This window comes from Microcoleus sp. w1-18aA5 (assembly GCF_036701705.1).
Classification (GTDB): Bacteria; Cyanobacteriota; Cyanobacteriia; order Cyanobacteriales; family Microcoleaceae; genus Microcoleus.
The window spans coordinates 106,254-121,080 of record NZ_JAUPTE010000007.1 but is presented as its reverse complement, the minus strand read 5'-3'; the positions used below and the strand labels follow the sequence as shown (position 1 = coordinate 121,080).

Annotated in this window: 10 protein-coding genes and 1 other RNA gene; 3 read left to right on the top strand and 8 right to left on the bottom strand. The window is 45.9% G+C overall.

Annotated features, from left to right (window positions below; all coding sequences use genetic code 11):
* Positions 1–147 precede the first annotated feature (147 nt).
* Positions 148–1,896 carry an ABC transporter ATP-binding protein gene (locus tag Q5691_RS04440; RefSeq protein ID WP_333208940.1) on the bottom strand — a complete coding sequence of 583 codons (1,749 nt, stop codon included), beginning with the start codon at positions 1,894–1,896 and terminating at the stop codon, positions 148–150.
* Between the two features lie 445 nt (positions 1,897–2,341).
* Here Q5691_RS04440 and Q5691_RS04435 point away from each other — a divergent pair, with 445 nt between their 5' ends.
* On the top strand, positions 2,342–2,500 hold the full coding sequence (locus Q5691_RS04435) for a hypothetical protein (RefSeq protein ID WP_333208885.1): 159 nt from the start codon (positions 2,342–2,344) through the stop codon (positions 2,498–2,500).
* Positions 2,501–2,530: 30 nt separating this feature from the next.
* Complete coding sequence (groL, locus tag Q5691_RS04430; protein WP_333208886.1) at positions 2,531–4,222, top strand: chaperonin GroEL; 1,692 nt, start codon at positions 2,531–2,533, stop codon at positions 4,220–4,222.
* Positions 4,223–4,650: 428 nt separating this feature from the next.
* On the opposite strand, the gene Q5691_RS04425 is transcribed toward groL, so the two are convergent.
* From Q5691_RS04425 to Q5691_RS04415, 3 genes are all read right to left on the bottom strand, one after another.
* Positions 4,651–4,908 carry a DUF2811 domain-containing protein gene (locus tag Q5691_RS04425; RefSeq protein WP_050813024.1) on the bottom strand — a complete coding sequence of 86 codons (258 nt, stop codon included), beginning with the start codon at positions 4,906–4,908 and terminating at the stop codon, positions 4,651–4,653.
* A 552-nt stretch (positions 4,909–5,460) separates the two neighbouring features.
* Positions 5,461–6,966, bottom strand: coding sequence for a cryptochrome/photolyase family protein (locus Q5691_RS04420; RefSeq protein WP_333311767.1), 1,506 nt, complete (start codon positions 6,964–6,966; stop codon positions 5,461–5,463).
* A gap of 103 nt (positions 6,967–7,069) precedes the next feature.
* Positions 7,070–7,714 carry a class I SAM-dependent methyltransferase gene (locus Q5691_RS04415; RefSeq protein ID WP_333311766.1) on the bottom strand — a complete coding sequence of 215 codons (645 nt, stop codon included), beginning with the start codon at positions 7,712–7,714 and terminating at the stop codon, positions 7,070–7,072.
* Between the two features lie 664 nt (positions 7,715–8,378).
* Between Q5691_RS04415 and Q5691_RS04410 the strand changes: the two genes are divergently transcribed.
* Positions 8,379–10,424, top strand: a complete 2,046-nt coding sequence (locus Q5691_RS04410) for an ATP-binding protein (protein ID WP_333208891.1) — start codon at positions 8,379–8,381, stop codon at positions 10,422–10,424.
* A gap of 38 nt (positions 10,425–10,462) precedes the next feature.
* Here Q5691_RS04410 and Q5691_RS04405 read toward each other — a convergent pair whose 3' ends face one another.
* From Q5691_RS04405 to corA, 4 genes are all read right to left on the bottom strand, one after another.
* Complete coding sequence (locus tag Q5691_RS04405; RefSeq protein ID WP_333208892.1) at positions 10,463–11,656, bottom strand: Gfo/Idh/MocA family oxidoreductase; 1,194 nt, start codon at positions 11,654–11,656, stop codon at positions 10,463–10,465.
* Between the two features lie 89 nt (positions 11,657–11,745).
* The gene (gene rnc / locus Q5691_RS04400; protein WP_333208894.1) at positions 11,746–12,453 is read right to left on the bottom strand and encodes a ribonuclease III; all 708 of its coding nucleotides are present in this window, start codon (positions 12,451–12,453) and stop codon (positions 11,746–11,748) included.
* 279 nt (positions 12,454–12,732) lie between these two features.
* Positions 12,733–13,166: RNase P RNA component class A (gene rnpB, locus Q5691_RS04395), an RNA gene on the bottom strand.
* A 448-nt stretch (positions 13,167–13,614) separates the two neighbouring features.
* Positions 13,615–14,793, bottom strand: a complete 1,179-nt coding sequence (corA, locus tag Q5691_RS04390) for a magnesium/cobalt transporter CorA (RefSeq protein WP_333208896.1) — start codon at positions 14,791–14,793, stop codon at positions 13,615–13,617.
* Positions 14,794–14,827 lie beyond the last annotated feature (34 nt).

Sequence of the window (14,827 nt, the reverse complement as noted above, 5' to 3'; positions counted from 1 at the left end):
ATAAGTTTCCCACGATCCCAGACCCATGCAAATACTACCCTTGACAATTTCCCTTTTTCCTTAACTTGTCACCAATGTGTCCAGGCTGTGAATAATATTAATTCCGATGCTAGCGGATTTGATATAACTCAAAGTATCTGTCACTTGTCAATGCAGCAATTCCTCTAATTTTTGCTGGTTCCACAAATACTGATAAAGCCCTGTTTGCCCTACCAATTCAAGGTGAGTGCCGCTCTGAACTATTTCTCCTCTCTCCATCACAAAAATGCGATCGGCACTGGCCGCCGCTGACATTTGATGCGAGATAAAAATTACTGTTTTGCGATCGGTTCCCGTTGCCAAGTTTCGCAAAATGTCGGTAGCAGTTTGATTGTCAACGCTGGAAAGAGCGTCATCCAAAATGAGCACGGGGGCGTCAACTAACAAAGCGCGAGCAAGTGCTGTCCGCTGCCGTTGTCCGCCGGATAAAGTAATGCCGCGCTCGCCGACAACTGTTTTGTACTGCTGGGGAAAGTTGAGGATTTCGGCGTGAATTTGCGCTTGTTTTGCTGCGGCTTCAATCTCCGGCTGTTCCGCTAAAGGGTTTCCGTAGCGGATGTTATTCTTGATGGTAGTGCCGAACAGGAAACTTTCTTGCGGAACGTAGGCGATCGCCCCGCGCAATTCGGTCAATTTTACCTCGGTAATATCCTGTCCGTCTACAAATAACTGACCCCGATCGATGTCCAGCAGTCTGGGCAGTGCATTAGCTAAAGTTGATTTTCCTGAGCCGATCGCCCCAACGATTGCGACAGTTTCTCCCGGTTTTATGGTAAAATCAACATCTTTAAGCGCGGGTGTCTTAGCGCCGGGATACGTATAATTTAGATGGCGAGCCGCAATTTCGCCTTTGACTGGAGTTGCAAGTTCAACTGCATCGGCAGTATCCTTAATTTGCGGTTCCACAGTCAGAATTGATTCGATGCGATCGACACTCACTTCTCCCCGCTGGTAAGCAGTAATTGTGAAACCCAACAGCGCCGTCGGAAACACCAAACGCTCCACATAAATCAGCAACGCCACAAAATCGCCAATGCTAATTTGGCCATTAGCAATTGCCCCCCCACCAGCAGAAAGCAGCACCAACAAACTAATGCTTGCCAAACCGCCCAGCAGCGGAAAAATAAAGTTTCTAGTTTTTGCTAATTCCAAGTTTGCTGATAGCAACTTCGCATTGGAATTGCGAAAAGCTCGGCGTTCGTTTTCTTCTTGAGCGTAGATTTTAATTACGGACATCCCGCTCATATCTTCCTGAATTAAATCGCTCATCGCCGACAATTCCTCTTGCACGGCTAACTGTTGGATGCGAAGTTTGTCGCTAAATAACTGTACCAAAACCAGCATTAAAGGATAAACTGCGATCGCAAACAACGTCAGCCTTACATTAATCCCCAACATCACCGGCAAAGTCAAAGCATAGGCAAATGCCGTATTCGCCAAACTCAGCACTGCAAACCCCACCAAGCGCCGAATATTGTCCAAATCGGAAGTAGCCCGGTTAATTAAATCTCCTACCGTATTGGCTGCAAAATAAGACGGTTCTAATGTTAATAAATGATTAAATATTTGCTGTTTGAGGTCAAATTCTACTTGACGCCCCACGCCAAACAGCAGAATCCGCGACACCATCCGAATTACCCACATAATGGAGGCGAGGATCAGAATTAGTGCCACGAAGTTGAAAACTTCGTCAAATTTAGTCGCAACTTGGAGAGTGTCAACTGAATTCCGAATCAGCAGGGGAATGTAAACGCCCACAGCATTGACAATTAATAGCGAAAAAATGCCCCAGAATGTTGGCTTCCAGTGCGGGCGCATATAAGAGCCGAGTTTTTGCAGTCGAGAATAACGAGCCATAGGAAGAAGGAAGAAGGAAGAAGGAAGAAGGTTCGGCAGCGGATTTTGTAACGGATGTAACGGATGGATGCTGAAGGAAGAAGGAATCTTCCTCAAGGTTTTCAGCAATTAAGAACGTCCTAATAGTCTTGGCGGTTGCTATAGGGATGAGAATTAAATAAAATCCACTTTTCATGACTGTTGTGGGATGGGCGTCCCGCCCGTCTATTGGGGACGGGCGGGACGCCCATCCCACAAGAAAAAAGGGAAATTATTTAATTGACGATCCATAGAAGGTAGAAATCTGAAAAAAGAATAGAAGCTCTATCGAAAGGTAGATGACGGAAAACACAAGTTAAGAAATTTTTAATAAAAATTCTGCTTTGGGATAACGCGCCATCAAAATTAGGTTTTGACCTCAACCAAAACCTGAGTATATCGATATGTAACAAACCACATTATATCTGTGGCGACACGAGATATGTGGGGACACGGCAATGCCCTGTCCTTAGCCACCCGGAACGATCGCCCAAATCTCCCATCCGTCCCCGCAATCCCGCCCAGCGTTGAGTCGCGCTACAATCAAAAATCGATCGACTTAGCACTCAGCCTCAGAGAGTGCTAAATTTGCTAATGTAAGCGATTGGAGACAAACATGACCAAAATAGTTGCATTTAGCGACAAATCTCGGCGGGCACTAGAACGCGGCGTCAATCAACTCGCCGATGCAGTCCGCATCACCTTGGGCCCGAAAGGCCGGAACGTCCTATTGGAAAAGAAATACGGCGCTCCCCAAATTGTTAACGACGGTATCACCGTTGCTAGGGAGATCGAACTCGAAGACCCCCTGGAAAATGCCGGCGCTCGCTTAATTCAAGAAGTCGCCTCCAAAACTAAAGATATCGCAGGCGACGGCACAACAACCGCAACGGTTCTAGCTCAATCCCTCATTCGCGAAGGTTTGAAGAATGTCGCAGCAGGCGCAAACCCAGTCGCGCTGCGCCGGGGTATTGAAAAAACGATCGCCCACTTGGTGCTGGAAATCGAGAAATTGGCGAAACCCGTCGAAGGGGCTGCAATTGCTCAAGTCGCCACTGTCTCCGCCGGTAACGACGAAGAAGTCGGCGCCATGATTGCCCAAGCAATGGAAAAAGTCACCAAAGACGGCGTAATTACTGTTGAAGAGTCGAAATCTCTGACAACAGAATTGGAAGTTGTCGAAGGGATGCAGTACGATCGCGGATATCTTTCTCCGTATTTCGTCACCAACACCGATCGCATGGAAGTCGAGTACGAAAACGCTCGCATCCTGATTACCGACAAAAAAATTAGCTCGATTCAAGAACTAATTCCAGTTCTCGAAAAAATCGCCCGCACAGGTCAACCGCTGCTAATTATCGCCGAAGATATTGAAGGCGAAGCTTTGGCAACTCTGGTAGTCAACAAAGCCCGCGGCGTATTGAACATCGCAGCAACGAAATCTCCTGGTTTTGGCGAGCGGCGCAAAGCTATGCTTCAAGATATCGCCGTTCTTACTGGCGGTCAACTGATTTCCGAAGAAGTCGGACTCAGCATCGATACCGCAACCCTAGAAATGCTCGGTACCGCCCGCAAAATTACGATCGACAAAGAAAACACGATCGTTGTTGCTGGCGAAGAACACAAAGCTGACGTGCTAAAACGGATCGAGCAAATCCGCAAGCAGCTAGAAGCGACGGATTCCGACTACGACAAAGAAAAGCTAACCGAACGCATCGCCAAACTCGCCGGCGGCATCGCTGTAATTAAAGTCGGCGCAGCTACCGAAACCGAACTCAAAGACCGTAAACTGCGTATTGAAGACGCTTTGAACGCTACTAAAGCTGCTGTGGAAGAAGGTATCGTTGCCGGCGGTGGCACGACGCTAATTCACCTGATTACAAAAATAGATGCGATCAGAAATACTTTAGACGCCGAAGAACAAGTAGGCGCTGACTTGGTGAAGAAAGCTTTGGAAGCACCTTTGCGTCAAATCGCTGATAATGCGGGTGTTGAAGGTTCGATCGTCATCGAGCGAGTGCGGGCGAGCGAGTTCAACATTGGATACAACGCTCTCACCGACGTGTACGAAGATATGATTGCCGCCGGGATTATTGACCCGGCTAAGGTGGTGCGATCGGCTTTGCAAAATGCCGGTTCCATCGCTGGTATGGTTTTGACAACTGAAGCTGTGATTGTCGAAAAACCCGAGAAGAAAAAAGCCGGCGGCGACATGGGCGACATGGGCGGCATGGGCGGCATGGGCGGCATGGGTGGCATGGGCGGCATGGGCGGCATGGGCGGCATGGGCGGCATGGGCATGATGTAATCTTCAGCCATTAGTTTGTAGTCTGTAGAGTGCGCCATAAGCACCCTGGGTGTAAACAAGCGCGTCTTATTTACTACCAGTCTACTGTTTGACGATTAAGGCAGTTTATCCCCCCGGCATCCCCTGATTGTCCGGGGGGATTTTTCATTCTCTTGTAGGGGCAATCCCCCCGTGGTTGCCCCGATATTTGAAACACCGATTCCCTCGTCCGTGGAGGGGGTAGGCACGGGGACACTACCCTACAAAATCGCGATTTTCATGAGAATGAAACCGCCCTGCTTCTTAAGGGAGATGCAATGGGGCTCGGCGTTAAGCTATAAGCGATAGATCTCAGGGATTTTAAGCTGAAGTTGACAGCTATGCAGCGCGCGCCCTCGGTCAACTAAAATCCTTCGCAGAAACCGCGTCTCCCCCTCTGCCCTGATCCTTTAAGATGACGGAGTTACATTGTTGCTGTGCAAGTCTTGAGGAGATTGAAACAGAGTTTCGAGATAAACTCTCGCAGCTTGGCGATAACTGCGCGAAGCTTCAGGCGTACCGCTATCGGCATTCTGCAACAAAAACAGCGACAGGGCCGCGCAAAATACTCGGTCTAGATCCCATTCGGGATGGGTTTCTAGGTAAGTTTTGAGAGAATCGTGCAGCGTTTCGGGAATTTCAGCAAAAATACTGACTGTTGGGTTCATCATTTTTTTTAGTTTCGCTAATAAATTGAAAACAGAACCCCCCCTTCGGCCGGATACAGGTGCAGGCACAGCCGAAATCAGAGCGCTTTTTTTTAGGTCGGTCGCATCATTGTGCGCTATGAGGGGGTGGGTTTGTCAATGTTGCGAAATATTACAAACTCCTTTATATAAAAAAAAGGTTTACGAAAGAATGAGCTTTTTATGGCATTTTTTGTTACATATCTTTATGTATTGGGGGGGTTTATAAGGAATTAGCCAGCAAGTTAAGGAAATCCCCAATTCCGCAGCAAGATGCTACCGTGCCGTTAATTTCTGTGGAAAACTTTGTCGTATCTGTGGAAAACCTGAGACTTGCCTGTGGAAACGCTGTGGAATGTTTAGGGAAAAGTCAGGGAAAAAATAAGAATTGCAAAGGGCATGGGGAATGGGGCATGGGGCATGGGGCGTTGTTGACTGTTGACTGTTGACTGTTGATTAATGTTATTGGTTATTTGTTATTAGCCACTGCAAAGGATTAACAACTGACAACTGACAACAGTCAACTGACAACAGTCAACTGACTAAGTGCCACTCTGCCGCTTTTTGCCGGATGGTTGCCAATTCGGCCGGCGGCATTTTGTCGAGATTGGCTAAGATAAAGCTCATGCGACCGATCGACTGAAGTTTGTCCCGGTGGCGCGCTAGGAAATCCCAGTAGAAGAAGTTGAAGGGACAAGCATTTTCGCCCGATCGCACTGTGCGATCGAATTTGCACCCCCGACAATAATTGCTCATTTTATTAATGTAATTGGCAGAAGCAGCATAGGGCTTCGAGGCCAACACACCGCCGTCAGCAAACAAACCCATACCCAGCACATTAGTCTGCATTACCCAGTCATAGGCATCCACAAACGCACTGTGGAACCATTTTTCTAGCTCCTGGGGCGAGATTCCCGCAATTAGACCAAAATTGCTCAAAATCATCAACCGCTGGATATGGTGCGCGTAACCGGTGCCTTCGACTTGAGTTAAAACTTGGCGCAAACAGTTCATATCTGTTTTACTAGCGTCCCAAAAAAACTCCGGCAGCGGCTGAGTGTGGTTGAACCAATTATTTCCAAAATAATCAGCATCCACGTAAAAATACACACCGCGAATGTATTCTCGCCAGCCCATAATTTGGCGGATAAAACCTTCGACGCCGTTTAAATTTAAGTTTTTTTCGAGGTAGGCTGTTTCGGCCGCTTGAATAACTTCTAAAGGATGAAGTAATCCAATATTGAGATACGGAGAAATTAGGGAATGCCACATTGTTTCCTCTCCCGTTACCATCGCGTCTTGATAAGGGCCAAAAGCGGGGAGACACTGTTCGATGAAATTATCTAATACTTGCAATGCTTGCTCTCGTGTAACCGCCCAGCGAAAAGGTTCAATCTTGCCGTAAGTTGGGAAAGATAAAGATTTAACTTGTGCGATAACTTCTTGAGTTATGGCGTCCGGTTCAAACCATAGAGGTTTCGGGGTATCCAGTTTTCCTTTGGGTGGCTGACGATTTTCTTTGTCAAAATTCCACTTCCCTCCCACAGGTTTATTGCTGCTATCCATTAAAACTTGAAAACGCTGGCGGCTGGCTCGATAGAAGTCTTCCATTAACAAACGTTTGCGGCTTGAAGCCCAATCTTTGAATTCTGTTTCTGTCCAGAGGAATTGATTGTTGGGAATTAGGGTTGTTTGACAGGGGAGTTGCAAGTTTTGAACGATCTGTAAAAAAGGTCGATCGTTCGGAGCCATCACCTGCACTTCGGTGATATTGTGAGCTTGTATCCAAGCTTTGAGAGGTGCTTCAAAGTCCTCCGATTTTGTGTAAGTAACTTGCCATCCACCGTCGCGCAATTCTTTCGCGAAGTGGCGCATTGCCGACCAAATTAATACTAATTTTTGTTGGTGGTAGCGCCGCTGTTGAACGTGCTGCCAAGATTCAATTAAAATTATCGGTAGGGAGGATTTATCATCTGTGCGGTTGAGAGCAACTTGGTTCTCCCACAATTGATCGCCTAATATCCAAACGCCAACAGTCATTTTACTTTTTGTGCGTGAAACTTATTTTTTACTTTTTATGAGGCCTGGTAGTCTAGTCAAGAAACTTAATTTATTGACCACTCACAACTCATAAATTTTTAGGTTATCCTGAAAACTTACTAGAGCATAACATTGATTTCCAAAGATAAGGACACCGACCAGCAAATTTAAATTTTATGTCTGTGTATCCTTCAGATGTTAATAACTTGGTCAGCGTCTCTACTGAAAAAAATTTAATGTGACCGTTATCCCAAAGAACGGTAAAATGTTGATCTAGTTTGCCAGAGACCGCTAAAGCCAGATTTTTTAAATAGCCGTGATATGGTGTGGAAATAATTAATCTTCCTCCCGGCTTGAGGCATTTTTTCGCAGTTTTTGCGAGTTCTTTAGGATAAAGCAAGTGTTCGATTACTTCAATAGCTAAGACAACATCAAATGAGTTCAAAATATCGGTATCTGGAAGGTCGTAAATATCTGCTTCGATAAACTGACATTCGGGGAAACTTTGACGGGAGATGGCAATTCCGGCCGCTGAAGTGTCAACGCCGACAACTTCGCAGCCGTGCTCTGCGATAACGTGACTGAGGCTGCCATTGCCACAGCCGAGATCCAAAACTCGGAGTTGTGTCTTGCTGGTCTGCTGAAGTATCGCCAGCATTTCTAAAAGGGGAGATATCAAATATGCGTGATGATATCTCGGACGGTTGTTTGTGTAATAATACGTATAATCGCTAAAGTTTTTTTTCATCGATTAAGCTATGGAGATTATTGTCGAGACCGCGAATTTACCAAGCGTGGGTGCACTGTTTGGGCAAAGGTTCCCCACATTAGGGTTGTCAGAGTCGATCGGCAGCTCGATCGTCTCATTCTTTTTGTTTGACAGGTGAATTATTGTCACTGAATCAATCAGATGGCAAAAGAAATATTTGACAAGGTGCAAAATCTCGCATCGCTCATCTCTGGCCCATTTCTCGAAGGCCTTGGGAAAGAAAAAGTCCGATCGAACAAGAATGATCTCTGTACACTAGCCGGAAACCGAACTTTTTGCCTGTTAATTGGGGGCGAGTGCATCTATGCGATTCTAGCTTCAAGCCACTGCGGTATGTCCACCCGACGCTTTTTGCAGCCTGAAAAATAGGCACCTGGGCGATCGGGTGTCACTCGCTCCGAGAATTGTGAAGGGAAGTGTGACCGAAATCACAGGCATTTGCCCAACAAATTGCTGAGCATCTTTTAGTCCACACACTTAGAATCGAGATTACTACAGTGGCTTCTATAATTGTGTTTAAATGTTGTTCTGAAGCTGTGTTGTCCAGTCAGCAGAGCCCCCTAGACAGATTCATGCTTTCGGTCTGGTTTATTTCACTGTAATGGTCGCTGTTGGGTGTTGCACCTTAATTTAGATATTTCCTATGGTTAAGTTAGGTCAATCCTCCTTTCGCCGTATTTTACTGTCGCGGATTTTGTTGCTCAGCGTACCTGTTCTACTGGTGGGGGAGTATGTTACCTATCGCAAGGCACGCTCGACGCTTCTGGAAACTGCTCGTCAAAACTTGACAGAAAGTGCAGTCAGAAAAGCAGACACTATTGAACAGTGGGCGAAATCGCTGAAGTCGAATCTGATCGGCGCTTCGGAAAGCTCGATGTTGCAGTCGGTAGATCCGAAGGATTATCAAAAGTTTATCGCCCAATTAGGGCAGCGGTTGCCAGCGCAGGTTGATTGCTTGCAATTGACTAATTTAAAGACAAATCAAGTGATAGCAAGCACTTGCGGGCAACAGCCGATTCAGTCCTTGCCCGCAAAATTTTGGCCACCCGTACAGCAGCAGCAAACGCTGCTGGACGACAAGAGCGTTTACATCAGTCTGTCCTTACCTCCGCAGCGACAGGGGACAGCAAACGATCAGAAGATGGCTTTGGGGGCTGAGGATTTTCCCGATGCGGGTAAAGAAGGCTCCGATAGCCAAGCGAGTTTGGTGTTGAGCGCTCCTGTTTACATTCGTCGGGGCAATACCCTGCAGTTGAGTTATGCTTTGAGTTTGCAGTCGGCATTGCCTGTGCAAACCAGCGCTCCCAAGGGTTCTTTAGCCGGCTATACGGTGGCGATCGACCAAGATGGGACGATCTTGGCGCACCCGAATATCAACCGCGTGGGCCGCAATATTGACCAAGAGGCAGATGCCGCTCGACTAAAAAGTATTGTCAGAAGGGCGATCGCCGGCGGCACAGCTTTTCTCCACCTATTTTCCTTTGAAAGAAATGGTGTAGAGTTGCTAGCAGGATACGCCGCTATCCCGAGTCCTTCAACTACACAGGAGAACAGCAAGTGGATTATTTTAGCTGTCTCTCGTTTAGATTACGCTCTGTCGGGTTTGGAAGAAATTCAGCAAGTTTTATTTAATTTAATTGTAGGTTTGGTTGCTGCTAGTATCATCGCGACTTTATATCTGTCTCGCGACTTGGCGCGTCCTGTGGAAAAACTGAGAGACTACGCGATGAAAGTAGATACAGAAGCGTCGCAGACAGTGCCACAAAATTTCCAAATTAGGGAATTCAATCAACTATCAGAAGCACTAAACAGCATGGTGCAGGGTCTCAGATCCAGGGCCAAAGAATTGGAAGTCGCAACCAAGGAAGCGCAAGTTGCCAATCAATTAAAGAATGAATTTTTGGGCAATATTTCTCACGAATTGAGAACCCCGCTCAACGGGATTATTGGTTTTATTCAAATTGTGCGGGACGGCTACTGCGATGACCGAGATGAAGAAATGGAATTTTTACAGCGGGCCCACGACTCGTCAATGCAATTGCTCAATATTATTAATGATATTTTGGACATTGCTAAAATAGAATCCGGCACGTTCTCCATGATGTTAGAAGTAGTTGATATTACTCAGGTACTTGAAGACGCGATTGATTTGCAAGCGACTCCAATCGAGGAAAAAGGCTTGAAGTTAAGTTTGCCAGCTCCTCACGATCCGATTATTGTTCATGCCGATCCGGAGAAGCTAAAACAGGTTTTTTTAAATGTTTTGAGCAATGCGGTTAAGTTTACAGAGTCGGGCAGCATTAATATATCTGTGCGGTTAGAGTCGAGGACTAATTCTGGTAGTTTTAACGGCAGTGGGGAAAGTACGACTGGCACCAGCGGTCAAAGCGATTGGGTGGTGGTGACAATTAAAGATACGGGAATTGGTATAGATCCCGAGCACCAGCAGAAATTGTTTCAACCTTTTGTGATGGCTGATGGTTCTACAACTCGCAAGTTTGGCGGTAACGGTTTGGGCTTAGCTATCTCGCGAAGGATAATGGAATCTATGATCGGAAGCATTACCCTGCACAGCGCGGGCGTGAATCAAGGTACTACGGTGATGATTTCTTTGCCGGTAAACCAGCAGTCAAGTTTTTATTTTCACAGCCCCGACTTAGTAACGGAAAAGGGAAATTTCAAAAGTTGAGGAGTGATGTTCCCAATCTAAAATCTAAAATCTAAAATCTAAAAGGGTATTAGGGGCTGTCCGCCGAGTTCGAGGGATTTGCTCAAAGTGCTGAGAATGCGGATTAATTCGACGGAGGCGGCGCCCGAAGAGGTAAGACAGGGGGTATTTGTTTGCACGCAATTGAGGAAGCGATCGCACACTCGCCTCAGCGGTTCTACTTGTTCTAAACTCAACACTTCGCGGTGTCTGAGGCTTGTTGGCTGCGGCGCGATCCTCTTCGTTGGCGTAGCCCCCATAGGGGCGGGCTTCGCTAACGCACTTTCAAAAGAGTTATTCTCTTCGCCTCCCCAATCTGGATTGCCACGCTGCACAATCAGGGGAGTTTCTGGCGACATTTCGTCAAAAATCAAGGTTCCCAAACTGCCAACAACTGTTAAGCGCCGTTGTTTGTCGGGATTTAGCCAGCACAGATGAATAAATGCTTGAAATCCGTCGGGATAGGTGAGCGTTACCCAAACTAAATCTGCTAGTTTTTCTGCAGGATTAGTACCCAGCAGTGAAGGAGAAAATTGATTTTCAATTTCTGCTGCTTCTTGATTTATTCCTTGTTCCTTCTTCCTTGTTCCTTCTTCCTTGTTCCTCCTTCCTTCTTCCTTCGGAAAAACAGTGCCGATCGCCCTTACTTCAATTGGCGTTTGTTCCAACCAAGTATTGAAAATAGCGATATCATGAATAGCCAAGTCCCAAAGGGCATCAACGTCATGGCGCACCGGTTCAAAATGGGTGCGCTGGGCGTAACCGTAGCGCAATTTTCCGAGTTGATGCTGTTGAATAATTCTTTGGCCTCGATCGACTGCTGGATGAAACAGATAAGTGTGGTCAACGAAGAGTTGCCGCTGCTGTTTTTCGGCTAATTGACAAAGTTCTATTGCTTCAGTGAGGTTGATGGCGAGGGGTTTTTCTGCTAAGACGTGATAGCCTTGTTTCAGCGCTGCTGCTGCGAGAGTATAGTGTGTGGAAGCTGGAGTAGCGATCGCCACAGCCTGCAGTCTCGGCAAGGCTTGCACTTGAAACCAATCGGTAGCTAGAATCACCGAAACATCCAGATTAAACTGTTTTTGAACGGCTGCCAATGAATCTTGATTCGGGTCTACCACCGCTAAAACTTCGCTGTTGGGATGTTCGAGAAAGTTGCGAATTAAGTTAACTCCCCAGCGACCTGCACCCAATACAGCTATTCCGATTTTCATTGATTATAATTTCAAAAATCGCACCGGAATTATAGCATATTTTGTTATTATTATCTATGTTTTAACTCAAACAAATCACTGTTGACTGACTACTGACTATTAACTAATTTATTAAAAGCTGACTGAGCCGCTGCTTGTTCCGCCGCTTTGATCGATCGACCTTTTCCCTCTGCTACCAACTTTCCCTGAATGAGAACTTCTGCGGTAAAACGATCCTCCCCCCCCTGCACTGTCCCGGTTTCTTGCACGCTATATTTGGGCAAAGTTTTGTATTTGCCTTGAGTCAACTCTTGGAGAGCAGCTTTGTAGTTTTGGCGGGCAGGATCACTGCGGATTTCTGTCGCTAAGCGTTGAAAGTGAGAATCTAGCCAAGGGCGAATTAATTCTAAGCTCTGGGTACTCAAATAAAGCGCAGCCAGTACCGCTTCCAAAGCATCTGCCAGCCGGGGTTCAGCGCCTGTTTTGTCTGCGGCGGCGCTGCTGGAAACAATTAAATAGCGATCGAAGCCGTAACTTTCAGCGATTTTAGCAAGAATGCGATCGCTCACCAAGATCGATCGAATAGCAGCAAATTCCCCCACTGTACAGTCAGGATAAATCTCAAACAACAATTCCGACGCAGCCAGCCGCACAACTGCATCCCCGACAAACTCTAGTTGCTCGTAATTTGCCTTAGCTGACGCGCTCGCATGGGTCAAAGCTAAATCGAGGAGATGCCATTTTATCGAAGCATTCTTCGTCAGTCCCAATTTTTGAATTAATATTTCAAGTTGCTTTTGGCGACCCGGATAAATCATACCATTTTAGATTTTAGATTTTAGATTTTAGAAGTGGCAATCACGGATGACTATCCGGGTTGGGAGGTTTTCAAAAGTGACATTATTTTTTTAAACTGGTATCAGATTCATATTAATAAAAAACTTTTCCTTAACAAACTCAATATTCCTCCCGGTGCTTATGGTGCACCTTACCCAAAATCTTCCTCCCGGTGTGCAGTGCACACCTTTCCCAACATAAAACAGGTCTAAAGGATTGGTCAACCTGATTTCCCAGCGGTAATTTTAATTAAATGGGGGGGAAAAAGTCGGACATAAGCCGGGTTCTGTTCTCTCAACTGCAAGCAGTTTTCGAGGGCAGTTATCTATCTGGGACGCCTGTTACCAGACGCCTCAAGCGGTACCAAAAAACGGAACTGGTAAAAAACCAACCATAGTCCCTCCGACCTTGCTCCCAACTGGGGTTTACCGAGCCAGCACCTCTCGATGCTGCTGGTGCGCTCTTACCGCACCTTTGCACCCTTACCAAATTAGTTGTTGCTTCCCAGTCAAAAATCCTCAGTTACTTACTAACGACCCATGACTGCTGACTAATGACTAATTGGCGGTATCTTTCTGTGGCACTATCCTCACGATCGCTCGCACTGGGCGTTACCCAGCAAGTTTGGTTTTTCGAGAGCCCGGACTTTCCTCAGACAAGCTTTCGCTAATCCGCAACCGCCTGCGCCTACTTTTTCCCCAGATTTATTGTACGCGATCGTTCGTCAATCAATTTGGGATTTGAGATTGAATATTTTAACTTGTCGCCCACTTAACTTGGACATTTGTGTTTATTCTCACATCTGGCACTATTGTCAATAAGCTTTTTATGAAGAGGCTTTCCGGCCTGTTCCACAATCAAGTTTATTTTTTGTGGAACAGGCCGGAAAGCCTGTTAAGCCAGAATGGTGAAACATCTCAGTTTATTCAAACTCTTGTACGGTGGGCCCGAAGCCCGCCCAACAATTAAATTTCCCTGCAACTCCCTTAAAATCACTCACTGATGAATCAGGAGGCACAAAAGTTGGCAATTATCATACAAGGATTTATCGCACGGATTCAACTAGGGGCAGGAAACCTTTTCACCTAACAGGATTTTGAATTTTTCAATCTTTAATCCCCAATCTTAAATGTTCAATTCGGTTACTTTAATGAGTCATCTTTGATAGTAGAAAAATTATCAAACCAGCCACGCCGCCAGAAGAAGTAAACTAAACCAGAGGCGATTCCTACCATCACCGCCCAACACAGCGGATAGCCAAAATACCAATTCAGTTCCGGCATATTCCAGGGCGATTTCTCTGTATTGAAATTCATCCCGTATACTCCTGCCACAAAAGTTAGAGGAATAAAAATACTGGAAATAACCGTCAGCAACTTCATGATTTCATTCATTTTATTACCAACCGAAGACAAGTAAACATCCATCAAACCCGAAGACAACTCTCGATAGGTTTCCACCATATCCATCACCTGTACCGTGTGATCGTAACAGTCCCGCAGGTAAATTCGCACTTCTGGACTAATCAAATCACTGCTATCTCGAATCAAAACATTAATTGCATCCCTCTGCGGCCAAATGGCGCGGCGCAGAGTCAGCAATTCTCGCCGGATTTTATAGATTTTCTCCAGGGTTTTGCGCGTGGGGTTCACCACCACTTCATCCTCTAATTCTTCAATGCGCTCTCCGTAAACTTCTAATACAGGGAAGAATCCATCTATAATGGAATCTAACAAAGTATAAGCCAAATAATCTGCTCCGTGTTTGCGAATCATGCCTTGTCCTTTACGAATGCGATCGCGCACTGGTTCAAAACAATCATAGTCCGGTTCTTCCTGAACAGTTAGCAGGTAATGCTTGCCCAAAATAAAACTTACTTGTTCTTTATGAAAAGTATCTGATTCTGGATGCAGCATCACCATCCAAGCAATGATTAAAATGTGTTCTTCATAGTCTACAACTTTCGGTCGCTGGGGAACATTAACTACATCTTCCTGAGCCATTACATGCAAATTAAATACTTCGGCCATTTGCCGCCAAGTTTCTTTGTTTCCCAATCCCAACATATCAACCCAAGAAACAGATGCTGTATCTAAATACGCAGCAGCTTTTTGAGGATTTGCCAAGTGGGCGCGAGTAGCTGCTGTGTCGCAATAGTCAATTAATACAATCTCTGGAGGCGGCGCATCTGGTTCTAAGTCGAGAGTTCCCGGCGGAGCCCCCTGATCGTCATAAAAATAGTCAACATAGGAATCATCATTTTCTTCTTCTTTAATTTGTTTTGCAGCGGCACTAGAAGTATGTATGCTTTTGTATACCATGCTAATATTCCTGACTTTTAGAACCTTTAATTAG

Coding starts and splice junctions, on each gene's coding strand:
- Q5691_RS04440 (WP_333208940.1), bottom strand. CDS start 1,896: ATGGCTCGTTATTCTCGACTGCAAAAACTCGGCTCTTATATGCGCCCG.
- Q5691_RS04420 (WP_333311767.1), bottom strand. CDS start 6,966: ATGACTGTTGGCGTTTGGATATTAGGCGATCAATTGTGGGAGAACCAA.
- groL (WP_333208886.1), top strand. CDS start 2,531: ATGACCAAAATAGTTGCATTTAGCGACAAATCTCGGCGGGCACTAGAA.
- rnc (WP_333208894.1), bottom strand. CDS start 12,453: ATGATTTATCCGGGTCGCCAAAAGCAACTTGAAATATTAATTCAAAAA.
- Q5691_RS04425 (WP_050813024.1), bottom strand. CDS start 4,908: ATGAACCCAACAGTCAGTATTTTTGCTGAAATTCCCGAAACGCTGCAC.
- Q5691_RS04405 (WP_333208892.1), bottom strand. CDS start 11,656: ATGAAAATCGGAATAGCTGTATTGGGTGCAGGTCGCTGGGGAGTTAAC.
- Q5691_RS04415 (WP_333311766.1), bottom strand. CDS start 7,714: ATGAAAAAAAACTTTAGCGATTATACGTATTATTACACAAACAACCGT.
- Q5691_RS04410 (WP_333208891.1), top strand. CDS start 8,379: ATGGTTAAGTTAGGTCAATCCTCCTTTCGCCGTATTTTACTGTCGCGG.
- corA (WP_333208896.1), bottom strand. CDS start 14,793: ATGGTATACAAAAGCATACATACTTCTAGTGCCGCTGCAAAACAAATT.